The sequence below is a fragment of the Rhodanobacter thiooxydans genome, from assembly GCF_030291135.1.
Lineage (GTDB): Bacteria > Pseudomonadota > Gammaproteobacteria > Xanthomonadales > Rhodanobacteraceae > Rhodanobacter > Rhodanobacter thiooxydans_A.
The window spans coordinates 1,159,427-1,175,995 of the sequence record NZ_CP127409.1; the positions used below are offsets into that span (position 1 = coordinate 1,159,427).

The 16,569-nt window shown below is 60.8% G+C and carries 10 protein-coding genes and 1 pseudogene; 6 read left to right on the forward strand and 5 right to left on the reverse strand.

Annotation, left to right across the window (positions count from 1 at the left end; genetic code table 11):
• Positions 1-369 precede the first annotated feature (369 nt).
• The gene (locus QQA13_RS05230) at positions 370-1,059 is read right to left on the reverse strand and encodes a ribonuclease H-like domain-containing protein (RefSeq protein ID WP_234411406.1); all 690 of its coding nucleotides are present in this window, start codon (positions 1,057-1,059) and stop codon (positions 370-372) included.
• 128 nt (positions 1,060-1,187) lie between these two features.
• On the reverse strand, positions 1,188-3,596 hold the full coding sequence (locus QQA13_RS05235; protein ID WP_108473141.1) for a DEAD/DEAH box helicase: 2,409 nt from the start codon (positions 3,594-3,596) through the stop codon (positions 1,188-1,190).
• 201 nt (positions 3,597-3,797) lie between these two features.
• Here QQA13_RS05235 and lexA point away from each other — a divergent pair, with 201 nt between their 5' ends.
• The 6 genes from lexA (at position 3,798) to QQA13_RS05265 (ending at position 13,843) form a co-directional block, all read left to right on the forward strand.
• The gene (lexA, locus tag QQA13_RS05240; protein WP_108473142.1) at positions 3,798-4,418 is read left to right on the forward strand and encodes a transcriptional repressor LexA; all 621 of its coding nucleotides are present in this window, start codon (positions 3,798-3,800) and stop codon (positions 4,416-4,418) included.
• The gene (gene imuA, locus QQA13_RS05245) at positions 4,418-5,041 is read left to right on the forward strand and encodes a translesion DNA synthesis-associated protein ImuA (protein ID WP_108473143.1); all 624 of its coding nucleotides are present in this window, start codon (positions 4,418-4,420) and stop codon (positions 5,039-5,041) included. The genes lexA and imuA overlap by 1 nt, the downstream gene beginning before the upstream one ends.
• 12 nt (positions 5,042-5,053) lie before the next feature.
• A complete protein-coding gene (locus QQA13_RS05250) occupies positions 5,054-6,457 on the forward strand; it encodes a Y-family DNA polymerase (RefSeq protein ID WP_108473144.1) in 1,404 nt (467 codons plus the stop codon).
• Positions 6,454-9,525 carry an error-prone DNA polymerase gene (locus QQA13_RS05255; RefSeq protein ID WP_108473145.1) on the forward strand — a complete coding sequence of 1,024 codons (3,072 nt, stop codon included), beginning with the start codon at positions 6,454-6,456 and terminating at the stop codon, positions 9,523-9,525. The genes QQA13_RS05250 and QQA13_RS05255 overlap by 4 nt, the downstream gene beginning before the upstream one ends.
• 377 nt (positions 9,526-9,902) lie before the next feature.
• A complete protein-coding gene (locus QQA13_RS05260) occupies positions 9,903-12,044 on the forward strand; it encodes an ATP-dependent nuclease (protein ID WP_108473146.1) in 2,142 nt (713 codons plus the stop codon).
• Positions 12,041-13,843 carry a UvrD-helicase domain-containing protein gene (locus QQA13_RS05265; protein WP_108473147.1) on the forward strand — a complete coding sequence of 601 codons (1,803 nt, stop codon included), beginning with the start codon at positions 12,041-12,043 and terminating at the stop codon, positions 13,841-13,843. Before QQA13_RS05260 ends, QQA13_RS05265 begins: the two co-directional genes overlap by 4 nt.
• Before the next feature lie 195 nt (positions 13,844-14,038).
• On the opposite strand, the gene QQA13_RS05270 is transcribed toward QQA13_RS05265, so the two are convergent.
• The 3 genes and pseudogenes from QQA13_RS05270 to QQA13_RS05280 form a co-directional block, all read right to left on the reverse strand.
• On the reverse strand, positions 14,039-15,028 hold the full coding sequence (locus QQA13_RS05270) for an SOS response-associated peptidase family protein (RefSeq protein ID WP_108473148.1): 990 nt from the start codon (positions 15,026-15,028) through the stop codon (positions 14,039-14,041).
• A gap of 133 nt (positions 15,029-15,161) precedes the next feature.
• Positions 15,162-15,296 (reverse strand): annotated as a pseudogene (locus QQA13_RS05275) (JAB domain-containing protein); the annotation flags it as partial.
• A gap of 649 nt (positions 15,297-15,945) precedes the next feature.
• Positions 15,946-16,563 (reverse strand): hypothetical protein, encoded by a 618-nt coding sequence (locus QQA13_RS05280; RefSeq protein ID WP_108473149.1) that lies wholly within the window; start codon positions 16,561-16,563, stop codon positions 15,946-15,948.
• Positions 16,564-16,569: the final 6 nt, after the last annotated feature.

The window sequence follows — 16,569 nt, forward strand, 5'->3', positions numbered from 1 at the left end:
CAACCCATCTTTCGGAGTCGCGGTTTTCCGGCGTCGGGCGCAATAGGCAAACAAGAAGCCGATCGAGAATACGATGGCAAACGCAACAAGACATTCGAGTACGGGATAGTTGTACATAGCGATTTGCTCCCATGAAATCGGTGGTGAGACACACGCAATCAGCTTTTTTGAGCGGGCAACGCGCTGCTCTCCATGGGGTGATATAGATCTGAATTTCTTTGCGATCGAGCGCCCGTATCGCGCAAAGGCGTTAAGCGGCCTTGCTTACGGTCGCGTCGCAGGAGACCACCGTTCGGACCTTGTCTGGAGTGAAAACACCAGCCCATCGTCCAGCTATTGCGGTCGTGTCTCGGCCAATAAGCAATCGAACTACCGAGGCAAGCAGGCCAAGTGAAGCAGCACGCCAGCCAGACTCTTCAGGTCTTGGCTGTTATGCGCCAACACCCTCCTCAAGTTTCGTGCAGATCCTCCGCGCAGATAGCTGAGCCACGCGGCGGGAGCTTCCGAGCCAGGCAAGTCGTCTTCCCGCACTACACCAAGTAGTTCGCGCTCGGCGGTGGCCAGGCGACAGTTCTCCCAGACGCCCTTCCAGTGCCGGCGCACTGGGTGGAGCAGATCTAGATGACCTAGCCCGGACAACGGATCCGGCAACCGTGTCAGGCGGTAACGCGTCTTCAGCAAGGGCGAGTCGTAGCACTTGCCGTTATAGCTGACGAGCACCGTATCGGGTTGAAGCCACTCCGCAAAGGTTCGCAGCATCGCGGTTTCGGCCCCCATCGCGGTCGTCGTCAGCTGGCGCAGACGAAAGCGCCCATCCGCCAACCAGTCCGCGGCACCAATCATCCACGCGCGCGTACCCGTGCCTCCTGCCAAACCGGTTGTTTCGGTGTCGAAGTGCAGCAGTCGGCTGTGAGCGACAGATTCCTCCCACCGTGCAAATGCGGTGTCGATCAACGGAGGAGGGCGGCCCCAATCCATGAGTGCTTCCGTGAGGAACAGCCCAGGTGCGATCTCAGTCCCGGGAACGAATCGGTCACTGGATGGGGTGCGCTGGGCCATGCTCTGCATGCGAGTGCGTCCCTGAATCAGGCGAAGCACGTCAGACGAAAGTGCAGGCTTCGGCGGAGCCACAGACGACGCTTGGCCGGACTGCGTACGAAGCTGGCGCAGCCGCGCTGCTAACGCACTCACAAGGCCACCAGCAGCGCCAGCACGCGCAACGCCAGACCCTTGGGCGTTGTGGCCGCGTCCTCGTCGGCAGCAAGCACCGGCCCCACGCAACCCGGACAGCCACTACGACAATCGCAGCGCTCGATAAGGGTTATCGACTGCGCCACCAGATCCTCGCGCCGGTTGAACAAGGGTTCGCTTTGACCGATGCCGCCGGGAAATGCGTCGTAAAGGTAAACGGTCGGCGTAAACGGGGCATCAGGTGCCAGAGCGGTAAGCTGCCCGTCGGTGCCGCGGATATGTCCGCGCCCCGTGACGTCCGCACTGACGAACCACGCTCCGTCGCCGCTGCCCACAGACTTCTGCAGGTCGCGCGCTTCGGCCATCACGGCCACAGTCGCCACGATGTGTAGTGCGTAGGCGGCTCCGAGAAAACCGTCGAGGGCTTGGTGGCGGTCTTCGAAGGCGGTATCGAGGACGACCTGTGCGAGCTGCCACCACACGGCGGTCGTGTGCAATTCCTGATCGGGCAGGTTGACCGGACCGAAGCCGATGTTCTCGTGCGAGTAGAAGCGGATCTTCTTGTAGCCCGGCACGCGGCGTACGACATGCACTTCGCCATGATGGGCCTTCCCACATCCTGCGTTGGACGTGTCGAAGCAATCGAGCACCTTGAGTTTCGTGTAGTCGATCGCGTCGGTGTAGTAGTCCACGTGGGTGCGCGTGACGTAGGCCTTGCGGCCTTCCCAATCAAGCCGTTCGACCTGGTAGGGTACGGACTGGATCATGTGGATAGCGCCCTCGTAGAGGGTCACCGGCGCAGCGGTGTAGTCGACCTCGGCGATGATGGTCTGGCGTCCGTTGGTGCGATCCACCACCACGAAGTTGCCGTCCGCCACCGAGCGCAACGACACGGCGATGGCCGGGTAGCTGTCGGCGATCCACTCCCAACGGTCGCCTTCGCGATGCAGCACGCCTTCCTCGCCCAGCACGTCGAGCCAGGGCGTGGCCACCTCGGTCCCGAACATCTCGTCGCCGACGAAGGGCAGCTCGAACGCTGCGCACCGAATGTGGTCGAGCAGGATCAACGGCTGATCGGGCTGGATGCGTGCGTGTTCAGGCGGCGCGCCCTGGAAGAACTCCGGATGGCGCACGAGGTATTGATCGAGCGGATCAGAGCTGGCCACCAGCACCCCCAGCGCCGATTGCTGCCGGCGACCGGCGCGGCCGAACCGCTGCCAGGTGGCCGCGACGGAACCGGGATAGCCGTTGAGCACGACTACATCGAGGCTGCCGATGTCCACGCCCAGCTCCAGGGCCGACGTGCTCACGATCCCGTCGATGGTGCCGGCGCGCATCTCGCGTTCCGCGGCGCGGCGTTCCTTGGGCAGATAGCCGCCGCGGTAGGCGCGGATCCGCGCGGGCTTGCGCGGATCGCTATCGAACACGTCTTTCAGATACTTGGTCAGCACTTCGACCATCGTGCGCGACTGGGCAAACACCAGCGTCTTCATGCCGGACTTGATCGCCAGCCGTGCGATGCGGTTGGTCTGCGACCGCGCCGAGGCGCGCAGGCCAAGATCAGGATTCACGACGGGCGGGTTCCACAGCAGCACGTGCTTGTCGCCGGTGGGCGCGCCGCTTTCCGTAATCGCAGTCACTGCATCCTCGATCAGCGCTTCGGCGTGCTCCTTTGGATTGCCGATCGTGGCGGAGCAGAGGATGAACTGTGGCGTTACCCCATAGAACGCACACACGCGCTTGAGTCGGCGGATCACGTTGGCCACGTGCGAACCGAACACGCCGCGGTAGGTGTGCACCTCGTCGATCACCACGTAGCGCAGGTTCTCGAAGAACTGCGCCCACTTGGTGTGATGCGGCAGGATCGCCTGGTGCAGCATGTCCGGGTTGCTGACCACGATGTCGCCATGCAACCGGATCGCCTGACGCGCGTCGCCGGGCGTGTCGCCATCGAACGTGAAGGCTTTGACGCCCAGATCGCCAGCCTGGTTGAGTTCGAGCAACTCGGCCACTTGGTCCTGCGCCAGCGCTTTGGTCGGAAACAGATACAGCGCCTTGGCGTGCTGCGTCATCGCAGCGGTGATAACCGGTAGCGTGTAGCAGAGCGACTTGCCGGAGGCGGTAGGCGTGACGATGGCGACGTGCGCGCCGGATTGCGTCGCCGCCCACGCCTCAGCTTGGTGGCTATAGAGCTGGTCGATGCCACGCGAGCGCAAGGCATGCGCGAGCGCCGGTGGCAGATCGTCGGGTAACGGCGCGAATGACCCTTCACGACCGGGCACCACGAAAGCACCGGTGATCCTCGCCGCGTACCGCTTCGTGAGGCGCTGCGCCAGCGTGCGGCCGTCGCTTGGGTTGCGCAGAACCAGTTCATCGGAGGCGTAGCGATCAGGAAGAGCGTTCATGCGGTGGCCTGGACTGATGAGGGGAACAGTGAATCCCGAAGCGATCTCATCCCGTGAGATGACTTCGGGTGACGCTGCTGCTGAAGTCGCCTTCGAAGCCGTATGCGATCACCGCGCTAAGCCATTGATCTGTCAGAGGTGGTTCGGCGTGGTTTTCTTTCATCTTTCATTTTCACCTAAATAGGTGAAACTATGCGAGCCATGACCATCCAGATCACCCAGCGCCAATTGAACGTCCTTGCCTTCATCCGCGCCCGGATTGAGCGGGACGGGCAGTCGCCCACGCTCGAAGAAATCGGCGACGCCCTGGGGATCGGCAATGTCAGCGCAGTGCTCAAACACGTCCGCTCGCTCGAAGCGAAAGGCAGGGTGACGATCGAACCCAACCACGCCCGCAGCATTCGCTTGGTGCGTGAGTCCGACCCTATGGATGCCGACACGCTCGATCTACCTCTGATCGGCCGTATCGCGGCCGGCGAGCCCTTGTTTTCGGAGTCACGGGTCGATCGCAGCCTGCGCGTGTCCCGTTCGCTGTTCCGGCTGCGGCCGGACTACCTGGTGAAGGTGGTCGGCGATTCGATGCGCGACGAAGGCATCCTGGATGGCGATCTGGTGGCGGTGCATGCCACGCCGGTAGCCCGTCATGGTCAGGTGGTCGCAGCACGTGTCCGCGGCAACGAATTCACCATCAAGCGACTGCACTGGAAAGGCGATGTGATCCGGCTGATGCCGAACAGTCCGGGCTTCCAACCCATCGACGTGGATCCCACCGAAGACTTCGCAATTGAAGGTCTGTTTGCAGGCCTGCTGCGGGGTAGCTGATGAACGCTGCAGTCCCACTCTCCGCGTTGCTCGATGCGCGCCAGGTCTGGCGTGGTCGTGCCCCCGAGGTGCCGGTCGGTGATCAACCCACCGGTTGGCGCGCACTCGATGCGGTGCTGCCGGCAGGCGGATGGCCCGAGGCCTCGTTGTCCGAGATCCTGTTGCCCGTCGATGGCGTAGGCGAACTTCGTCTCGTGCTGCCCACGCTCGCACGGTTGACCCAAGGTCAGCGCCATGTGGTGATCGTGTCGCCACCCTACGCGCCATGTGTCGCCGGCTGGCGTCAGCAAGGCGTCGACATGCGCCGTGTCGAATTCGTGGATGCCGGTGAGAAGGATGTGCTCTGGGCCACTGAGCAGTGCCTGCGATCGGGAAGCTGCGCCGCGGTACTGGCTTGGCCGCATCACGCCGACGATCGCGCCTTGCGGCGTCTACAGGTCGCCGCGGTCACTGGGCAGGCTCTCGCTTTCGTGTTCCGCGATCGCTCCCACCTTTCAAACGCTTCGCCTGCCGCGCTGCGTCTGGAACTGGAAGCACCGCCACGTCCGCAGATTTGGGTGCGCAAATGCCGAGGTGGCGCCGTGCCCGCCCACGCCATTCCCTTGCCACGTTCTGTCCATTGATGGCGGCCAGACATGCTTTGGCTCTGCATCTACCTGCCACGTCTGGCCTTGGATGGGATTCTCCGACGCCGGCCCACGGACGATCCGTTGGTGCTTGTCGACGGACCCGTCAACGCACGCACGATCGTTTCGGCCAATGAAGCTGCCCGAGCGGCAGGCTTGCATGTCGGGCAGCGGCTGAGCGCAGCCCAAGCGCTGCTGTCGCAGTTCGAAGCGATCCCCTATGACCGCGAGTCGGTGGAGCGGTGGCTCCGGTTCCTGGCTGCTGTGGCTTACCGATACAGCTCCGAGGTCAGCCTGCTGCCGCACGCGATCGTGCTGGAAGTCAACAAGAGCATGGGCTTGTTCGGGCCATGGCCACGGCTTGAATCCATGCTGCGGGCCGACTTCACCGACCTAGGATTCCGCCATCGCATGGCAGCGGCGCCGACGGCTCACGCCGCCCATGTGCTGACCACAGTTTCCGATGGGCAGGCGGTGCTGTCCGTCGACATGCTGCGCAACGCTCTGCAGCGGGTGCCGATTGCGAAGAGTCATTTGCCCGCGAGCGCGATCGCGGCGCTGCCGAGCATGGGCATTCGTACCTTGGGCCAAGTGCTGGCACTACCGCGAGACGGACTGCGTCGACGTTTCGGTGCGGAACTGCTGGCATCCTTGGATCGTCTGACCGGCGACTTGCCGTCCGGTTTGGCGTTGTATCGGCCGCCGGATACGTTCGACCTGCGCATTGAGTTGCTCCACGAGGTGGAGAACCTATCGGCGTTGATCTTCCCCGTGCGGCGCATGGTCGATGATCTGGCTGCCTATCTCGCTGGCCGCGATGGCGGGGTGCAGCGTTTCTTGTTGCGCCTGGAACACCGCGACGGTCGCTTCACCGATGTGCCGGTGGGCTTGCTGGCGTCGGAACGCGACGGTGCCTTGCTGTTCGAGTTCGCACGTGGCCGGCTGGAACACGTAACGCTGCCTGAGCCGGTGCTGGCGTTGCGCCTGATCGCACGTGACCTGCCGGCGTTCGTGCCCGCGGGACGTGACCTGTTCGACGAACGCCCCGCGAACGCGTTGCCGATCGAGCAAGTGCGCGAGCGATTGCGGGCGAGGCTAGGCGATGGTGCGGTCTATCGACTGGGTAGCACGCAAGATCCCCGGCCCGAGCGCGCGCAGCGCGAAGCCACGCATGATGAAGTGCCGATCGAGCCGCACCCACGCCCTACGTGGCTGCTTCCGCGCCCCATTCCGTTGCGCGGTGGGAACCCGATCATCCTGGCGGGTCCGGAGCGCCTCGAAACGGGTTGGTGGGATGGTGGTGAGGTCTGCCGCGACTACTACGTCATCGAAACCTCACTAGGGCAGGAGGCCTGGGCATTCTGCGCACCTGATGAGCAGACCGGCTGGATGATTCACGGGTGGTTCGCATGACGGCCTATGCGGAACTCCATTGCCTGTCGAACTTCTCGTTCGGCCGCGGGGCATCCAGTGCTCGAGAGTTGTTCGAGCGTGCGAAGGCGTGCGGCTATACCGCCTTGGCGATTACCGATGAGTGCTCACTTGCCGGCATCGTCCGCGCACTGGAAGCCTCCCGCAGCACGGGCGTGCCGTTGATCGTCGGTTCGGAGATCCAGCTCGACGATGGTCCGAAGCTTGTCGTGCTGTGTGAAACGAAAGCGGGTTACACGGCGCTGTGCAGCCTGATTACCACGGGGCGGCGCACTTCTGAGAAAGGTACCTACCGACTGACGCGCGCCGACGTGGCCACGGGTCTTCCGGGCACGCTGGTTCTATGGGCACCTAACCTGATCGTCGACATGGCTCACGGTCGCTGGGTGCGACAGACGTTCGGCGATCGTGCCTGGCTGGCCGTCGAGCTGCATCGCGGACCCAACGACGCACGGCGAGTGAGTGAGCTGGAAGCGATCGGACGCGAGCTGGGTCTGCCGCTGGTGGCAGCGGGCGATGTGCACATGCACATTAGGCGACGGCTGGCGCTGCAACACACGCTCACCGCCATCCGGCACCGCGTGCCCATCGCAGAGGCGGGAGGGTTGATCGCGCGCAATGGCGAACGACACCTGCGTCGCCGGCATGTGCTCGCCAAGCTCTACCCCAAAGGGTTGCTCGAAGAGAGCACACGGATCGCGGCGCGGTGCACCTTTACGCTCGATGAGCTGCGCTACCGCTATCCGGCCGAGCTCGTCCCGGACGGTCATACCCCCACCAGCTGGCTGCGCCAGCTGGTGGGGGAGGGCGCACGATGGCGCTGGCCTGAAGGCGTGTCGGACAAGGTGCACAAACAGCTAGAGCACGAACTGGGGCTGATCGAGTCGCTGCGCTACGAGGCCTATTTCTTGACCGTGCACGACATCGTGCGTTTCGCGCGCAGCCAGGGAATCCTTTGCCAAGGACGTGGTTCAGCGGCGAATTCCTCGGTGTGCTTCGCGCTCGGCGTGACCGAGGTCGACCCGATGAAGATGAGCCTGCTGGTTGAGCGGTTCATCTCCAAGGAGCGCAACGAGCCGCCGGACATCGACATCGACTTCGAGCACGAGCGCCGGGAAGAGGTCATCCAGTACATCTATCGGAAATACGGACGCGAGCGTGCTGCTCTCGCCGCCACCGTCATCTGTTACCGCGGCAAGAGCGCTGTGCGGGACGTGGCCAAGGCCATGGGGCTGCCGCTGGATCAGGTCGATCAGCTGAGCCAAGTATTCGCGTGGTGGGACGGCGACGAGTCACTCAACGAGCAATTACGCGAGCGAGGATTCGATCCGGAGAGCGCGGTTATCCAGCGCGTCATCAAGCTGACGGCCGAGATCCTGGACATGCCGCGTCACCTGTCGCAGCACGTCGGGGGTTTCGTGATCGCCGATGCGCCATTGAGCGAACTGGTGCCGGTGGAGAACGCTGCGATGCCCGATCGCACAATCATCCAGTGGGACAAGGATGATCTGGACGCCATGAACCTGTTGAAGGTCGATTGTCTGGCCCTGGGCATGCTCACCTGCGTCCAGAAATGCTTGAACATGCTGCGCGACCAACGTGGACAGGATTACTCGATGGCCACGCTGCCATCCGAAGATCCCGACACCTACGCCATGATCCAGCGGGCGGACACGGTGGGCGTGTTCCAGATCGAGTCACGCGCGCAGATGGCCATGCTGCCCCGGCATCGACCGGAGAACTTCTTCGATCTGGTAGTGCAAGTCGCGATCGTCCGGCCCGGCCCCATCCAGGGCGACATGGTGCACCCGTATCTGCGACGGCGTAGGGGCGAGGAGCCCGTCGACTATCCCTCGGAAGAGTTGAAGGAAGTGTTCGAGCGCACGCTGGGCGTGCCGCTGTTTCAGGAACAAGTGATGAAACTGGCCATGATCGCAGCGGGTTACACCGCCGGAGAGGCGGATGGGCTACGGCGCGACATGGCCGCATGGAAGCGGCGCGGCGGCTTGGAGAAGCACCGCGAACGCATCCTGACCGGCATGACCGATCGCGGCTACACCACGGCGTTTGCCGAGAAGCTGTTTGAGCAGATCAAGGGCTTCGGCAGCTACGGATTTCCAGAAAGCCACGCCGCCAGTTTCGCCGGCATCGTCTATGCGTCGTGCTGGTTGAAGCGCCACGAGCCGGCGGCATTCGCCTGTGCGCTGCTGAACAGCCAGCCCATGGGCTTCTATGCACCGAGTCAGATCGTGCAAGACGCTAGGCGTCACGACATCGAACTTTTCCCTATCGACGTGCAGTGCAGCGATTGGGACAACACGCTTGTCACTCGCGAAGAAGAACCTCCAGCGATCCAACTTGGCTTACGTCAGGTGCGCGGGTTCAGTGAGGAAGCTGCACGTCGGATCATGGTGGCCCGTGCCCAGCGTCCGTTCGCCGACATCGCGGATCTTTGCGCGCGAGCGGCCGTGGACAAGCGTCACCAGGACTTGCTGGCGCAGGCCAGCGCCCTGCGAGGTTTGTCGCGGCACCGGCACCACGCACACTGGGAGATCGCCGGTGTGGAAAAGCAGCTGCCGCTCTTCGGCAACGTCAGTCCGGCAGAGATCGAAGTGGCCTTGCCGAAGCCGACGCAGGCCGAGGACACCCTGGCGGACTATGCGCGCACCGGACTGACGTTGGGCGTGCACCCTATGGCGCAGATCAGGGATCGGTTGCGCGCGGCTCGATGCACGGACTCACGCACGCTGTGCAAACGACCCCACAACACCTATGTGCGAGTTGCCGGGATCGTCACGATGCGTCAGCGACCACAGACCGCCAGCGGTGTGACGTTCCTGACGATGGAAGACGAACACGGCTTGGTCAACGTCATTGTCTGGCGCGATGTCGCCGAAACCCACCGGCGGGTATTGTTGGAGTCAGAACTGCTGGGAATCGACGGACGTTGGGAGGCGGTCGATGGCGTGTGCCATCTGATTGCCAGTCGCCTGCTTGACATGAGCGAGCTGCTCGGTGGGCTGGATGTGCGGTCGAGAGACTTCCACTGAGCGCCTCGGGCGAAACACGCGGTGCCAAGGTAAGTCTGGATGTCACGGAAAAGCGCGAGAAGCACACGCCAGCGATGACGACATCCAGGCTACCCAGGCTCAACTGCATACAGCGGATTGAATGCGCTACGCGACCGATCCACGATCACCAGCCCGCCGGCCATCATGATTAGCTGCAGAGCCGCGTCGACCGGCGGAAACCGACCCATAGCGGACATCCACCGCCCGGTGGTCAGAGTACGCCAGATGCAGAGACCCGGCAATGCGAGAAGAGCAGCATCACCGCTGGGCCCTCACAGCTCATAAGCGTCATTTCCGGAGTATGTGATAGCTTGCGTTCTCGCGGGGCATAAGAAGGCGGGGGCACGTCGGCACGCATGCACATCTCCAAGTTAATACTCATCAATTATCGGAATTTCGCTAGCGCCACCCTGCGATTCAATAAAGGCGTAAATACGATCATTGGCGAAAATGGCTCAGGAAAGTCCAATGTACTAAGAGCTATCAGACTCATGCTGGACGACAGCATGATCTGGGCTTCATACAAGCTCAATGAGTCGGACTTCTACCGGGGACTTGGTTCTTGGCGCGGTCACTGGATCGTCATCAGCGTCGAGTTCGACGAGATCAGCGCAGATGAGGCGGTTCAGGCGCTCTTCGTGCATGGCACGGGAGTTGGGCAGGCTGGGGGGGGGGTAGGGCGAGCAACATACAACCTGATATTCCGCCCAAATAAGCAGATCAGAATGAGTCTGGCAGCGCTCGCGGACTTTGATGTAGCTGGAATGAAGGGGATTCTCGATCGGGTAACGATCGACGACTACGAAACTGTATTTACGGGGCGGAGCGTTGCCGATTTTGCAGATCCAGCGACCTATCGGCGCATCGTAGGAGACTTTGACCACGCTGTATTTAGTAGTGAAATCGAATTTCCGGAGCTGGGTGCTCGCATTCCTGGCACGCTGTCGGTCACCAAGGAAGTGTCATTCACCTTCATTCAGGCGCTGCGCGATGTGGTGTCCGAGTTCCACAACAACCGGACCAACCCACTACTCACACTGCTGAAGAGCAAGAGCGGACAGATTGACCCTGTCCAGTTTCAGCCAATCGTAGACCGCGCGCGGCAGCTGAACGCAGAAATTGAAAATCTAAACGATGTGCGAACTGTTCGCTCGGACATCGTGGAGACGATCCATGGAGCTGCCGGGCAGACCTATTCACCGTCCCTGTTGGCAATCAAGTCTGATCTTCCGGATGAAGCGGATTCTCTGTTTCAGTCACTCAAGCTCTTCGTCGGCGAGTTCGATGCGACCCATGAGGGCAGCATCCAGGAGCTAAGTCTTGGAGGCGCCAATCTCATTTTCCTGACGCTGAAGCTTCTGGAGTTCAAGTATCAGCACGAACGTCAGGCGCTTGCGAACTTTCTGCTTATCGAGGAGCCAGAGGCGCACCTGCACACGCACGTCCAGAAGACGCTGTTCGATCGAATTGGATACGCCGGGGCGCAGATTATTTACTCGACGCACTCGACACACATCTCCGAGGTGAGCAACGTTCAGAGTGTCAATATCCTTGGGCGCACCGGGACTGCTTGTGAGGCGTTCCAGCCGTCTGCGGGGCTTGCTCCTGACCAGGTGGGGAATGTCCAGCGCTACCTCGATGCCGTTCGCAGCAACCTGCTCTTCGCAAAGAGCGTGCTCTTGGTGGAGGGTGACGCCGAAGAAATCCTCATCCCTTTGATGGTGAAGAAGGTTCTTGGCGTGAGCTTGGACGAGCTTGGAGTCAGCCTAGTCAATATCGGGAGCACCGGCTTCGCGAATGTCTCCGTGCTGTTCCATGAGACCAGAGTCCGGCGACGTTGTTCGATAATCACGGACCTAGACGCGCCATTTATGAACCCGCATGCCCTGCCGGGCGACGATCCGGAGACGTTGAAATTCAAGAGCAAACTACTCGGTGCCCAAACGTCTGGCGCGGCTCGCAAAGTCAAACTCGATGCGCAGGCGGCAGGCAACGCATGGCTTCGGCCCTTCTATGCGGACAATACGTTCGAAGTTGACTTCGTTGCGTGCGGAAACGCGGGGGCGGTAGTCGCATCAGTGAACGATGTCTATGCGCAACCCGCAACGCGCGCTCAGTCCATAACTGAGCTGAACTCGGGCGATCCCACTCAGTTCGGGAGGCGCGTGCTCACCATGGCCAACTACGAAGGCAAGGGTTGGTTCGCTATTCTTCTGGGCAAGCGGATTGACCATAGGACCGTCGTTCCGCCCTATATCCAGCAAGCGATCATCTTCGCGCACGGCACGTTCTCGACCGAGCTGATCTTCAACATATTGAAGCACAGAGTGACGGTCAACAATCCAAGCGGAACCACCACACCGCCAGCACTGCAACGCTATTGGGAACGCCTGCTTGAGTATCGCGCAGGTCGAGTTGACTTCAACACCATCAAAGCGGAGGCAGCTATAGGACTTCCCGGCGATCAGATCCTTGCATTTTTGGGCGATCTACCGTGACGTTCGTCTGGACTCGGACCGAGCTCAACGATGAACAGTCGGAGGCTGTGCGAGAAGAGAACAGCGTATTCCTGGTTGCCTGCCCGGGCAGTGGTAAGACCAGAACACTTACCTACAAGATCGCCTATGAGCTCTCGCGCCTACAGAGCAAGCGACAGTTCATCGTGGCTCTCACCTATACGCATCGAGCGGCTGACGAAATTCATGAGCGTATCGAAATGCTTGGCGTCGACACGTCGCAGCTATGGATAGGGACAATTCACTCCTTCTGCCTGGAATGGATTTTGAAGCCCTATGGCATCTACGAGCCTGCTTTATCGAAGGGCTTCCGGATCATGGATGGCTACGAGCAAGAGAAACTACTGGAAGAGCTGTGCCGAACGCAACGAGGCATCACCTACTGGGACTGTGAATACTATTTCACCGACCAAGGGTACATTCTGGCTTGCAGGGATCAAAGCAAACACGAACGCCTTCGCGCCATCTTTGCACTGTATTTCCGCCATCTCGCGGACAACAAGCAAATTGACTTTGAGCAGATCCTCTTCTACGCGTCGCGACTGATCGGAAGTCAACCGCAGATCACAACGGTCCTAGCCAATATCTTTCGGTGGATGCTGATTGACGAATACCAGGATACCAAGAGAATTCAATACGCGATCGTCGCAGCCATCGTGAGGGCTGGAGCTGAGCGAACAAACCTTTTTGTTGTGGGCGATCCTAACCAGGCGATCTTTGGCTCGCTTGGGGGCTTCGCGATGCCGGTTGCCGAACTTCGGCGACTCTGTGGTGTTCGGCTGGAAGAGCGTGCACTGTCTGAAAACTATAGGTCCACTGATCGGCTAATTAGGTACTTCTCGAACTTCACAGTTCAGACGACCGGCATTCGCGGAGCTGCATCCGACCGAGCGTTTCCCAGCAGCATCAGCTACAACACCAATGTGGAGCGAGACCAGCTGGAGGCCGAGCTTGTGAGACTGATCAGGCTCAGTACTGCACAAGGGTTTTCCGCAGATCAGATCTGTGTACTGGCGCCGTGGTGGATTCTGTTGGCGGGAGTGACACGTCGACTTGCAGGCGCTTTGCCGGAGTACCAGTTCGATGGCCCGGGCATGGTCCCTTTCAGCCGCGATCAAGAAAACTTCTGGTATCGGTTGTCGCGGATAGCATTGACGGAGGCATCCCCCACGCAGCATGTGCGGCGGATGCGTTGGGCGGCAGAGGTGATCAGAGATCTAGGAAGTGAAGGCATCGACACTCGAGACCTATCTGCCAAGCGGCTTCTTCGGGAGAGCAATTCCATCCGGCTGAATCAGCCCGATGGGCTGCTGTATCTAAGAGAGTTCTTCGCTTCGTTGATGGATCGCCTCGGGGTCGACTGGCAATCACACGCTTTGCTCTCGGAGCATCATCAAGCCTTCTTTGAGAGTTCGGCCGCGAAGATTGATCGGTTACGCAGGGAAGGTACCGCGTATATCGGCGGAATTGACTTCTTCCGCAAAGTGTTTCAACACCGCAGCGGTATCACCGTCAACACCATCCATGGAGTCAAAGGTGCGGAGTTCGACGTAGTGATTGCGTTTGGCCTGCTGCAAGGAATGGTCCCGCATTTCAGCGAAGAAGCGGAGGCGGATGGAGGCGTCAACAGCGCCAAGAAGTTGCTCTACGTCGTTGGCTCTCGGGCGCGCAAGCACCTTTATCTAATCTCGGAGCGGCAACGCATGAGGGGTGGGGGACGTGGCCCATACGCGGCAACAGACACGCTTTCTGAATGCGTATTCGACTATGACGTCGTGTAGCTCAAAGCTGTGGGTAATGTTTCCGTTGGAATGGAATGGGTCCAATCGGACAGGCGCCGATGTCCGCTTCTGGCCGATTCCGGCCGGTGACCACGCGCTGACCAGGATGCCGACGCGCGCGACATGCTCGATTGGTTCTGCTGATCAGCTACGTTGGTGTGCGTAGTCCGCTTGAGCTTGCTGAGATTGGAAGCATCAAGGCTTCTTCTGCTGCACCAGTTGATGTTCGTAGTAGGGCCGCACTCGTCGGTCGAGGATCGCATACTGGCTCACGTAGTCACTCGGGCTCGGATCGAGCCACGCATCGATGTCCTCTTCTTGTATTGGAACGGGACACCGGTCGTGGCCCGCCTCAACGACTTCTGAGGGCGGGTCATCGGTGATCGCGGCGAACGTGTAGAACCCCGGATCGTCGCCGGCTGCCTCGACATAGGTCCAGAGACAGGCGACGAAGAGGTTCTCACCGGTCGATGGCGTGAACAGGATCTCCACGCTTTGCTCGCGCTCACCCGGTACCAGCGCTCGTTGCTGCAGATTGTGGAGATACACGCTTTCGTAGAACCGATCCACGATCATGATGCCGTGGTTGTGGCCGAACACCTTGCGCCATACGGTGGAGAGCTTGTCACGCCGCGCATTGTACGTGCCTGGCTTCTCGATCTCATCGGCCTCTGTCCAGCCGGGGAGGCGACAGCGGTAGCGCATCGGGACTACCAATCGCTCGCCCGATTCAGGATCACGAATCATCACCGGAGCGAAGTGACCAGGCCAGATTCTGTCGATGCCATCGGCGGATGCTGGCAAGGCTAAGTCTTCGAGCTTCTTCCTTCCTGCCTCAATCTTGTTGATCGCGACGCGGCGATCGGTCTCGGCCTTTTTGGTCGGTTTGCTTGACGCCAGCTTGGCGTTCGCCTCGACAAGGCGCGCTTCTTGGACTCCGATCTCAGACACGATGAAGGCGATTGCCTCAGTTTCCGCTTCGCGCGCCATCTCGATCGTGCCGATGTCCAGCACGCCTCTCGTAGCGTCGGTCATCGCGCGGCGCATCGCCTTCGGGACAACCTTGATCCAGTTGCCCTTCTTCTTCGTCCATCCCGCAAGTTTCGTAAATTCCTTGATATCGAGCTTTCCGCCAAGACGCTCGTATTTTCTGAAGTCCGCCCAGATCTGCGCCGAGTAGCACATGTCGAAGCCTGCTTGATTTGACCGAGCTAAGCATAATGCGAGGAGGGGATTGCGCGGCCACCTTGGCGTACAGCACCAGCCTCAATGCGTCGCGGAGCTCATTGGTGATGGCCCGGTCTGCGGTACTAGGTTCCGCAACGACACTGGGGTGGTTGTGCGCGAGAATGGCGGCGCTGGCATTGATGCTGGATGCTGCCCGAACGACCTCTCGCGGATGGACGTTGGCACCATCGGCGGTCCCGGTGAAGAGCCTCTGGCAATCCAGGATGCGATACCGGTTATCGAGCCAAAGGACATGGAACTCCTCGTGGGTAGCTCACCTAAGCGCATACGCAGGAAGTCGGCTGCATCCATTGGGCTGCCGATGCAGCCTTGCCGCTTGAGTTTCTCGCGCAGGGTGCCTTCGGCAGCAGCCAAGATGGTTTAATCAGAGGTGTTGTGGGAATGAACGGCTGACAGCGGTGTCGACGGTGAGACCTTTGGCATGACAGACTCCTTGGATGCGATGGCATAACGCCCCGGGCCCGGCAGAAGCCGGGCCCGGGGCGTATGTCGCCATGAGAAGAAAAAAGGCCGAAGCGAACTGCGACAGAGCGCCGCGGCTTAGCCGGAATTGTCGCCGAAGGCATGGCTCACATGCTTTCAGGGTTTCCTGACACGTTGCATACGTATGCCCTTGCAGCGCTCAGGGGGTCAATTCACCAAGATAGCGCCACCCCGCGAGTCAGGCTCCATCCGGCGATAGTCAGGCAGTAGCCGACGTGCGATCAGGCGCAAGCCGATGACCGGGGAACTCAAGCGCGGGGAGCGTGACGAAACAGGTCGAGCTGAGGGCCGAGTTCACGCAGCGCCGCCTCGTCCTCAGCGTCGACGTCGATGGGAGCGTACTGGGCGAAGCGGCCGCACATGACTGATTCCTACGGCGCAGACGAGGCATCTGCGGGCCTTGAGCGGGGAGCGTCAGGCATGCGGATACCAAGTGGCGTGTACAGGTAGTTTTGAATCAGCACGCGGATGCCCTCGCAAGCGTTCCGCAACTCGCGGTCGGTATAACCACCCCAGTTCCATCCGGACAGGTGAGCCAGCCCCTTGTTTGCTAGGTCGAACATTGCAACCAATGATCGTTCTGCATCGGCGGGTTCACCGTTATAGGCGGTAAACACCGCTTGGGGAGAAACTTTTGGTAAAGGCGCGTCGCGAGCATCGCGGAAGTACTCGATACCAATGTCGTCCTGGCGACGCGAGGGAATCGCCGCCAGATGGCCCTTCTCGACACGCAGCCCCATGAACTCCATGAGGCTCCGCGCATGGATGAATCCGACCTCGATCATCGGGTTCAACATCGCCGCAGTGTTTCCCCGAAGCAGGAGACGCCCCTCCACAAATACCTGCATTTCTCTCGGCTGCTCGTAGTCGTGCGACTTGTCGTAGGCCCATAGCAGGGTTTCCAAGGCCTGCAGGCGATAAGGAATCCAGACCTCCAGCAGTTCGGAGTTGCTCAGCTTGCCCTGATCTGTGTCTGTCGTGTCGGCCATCGAGAC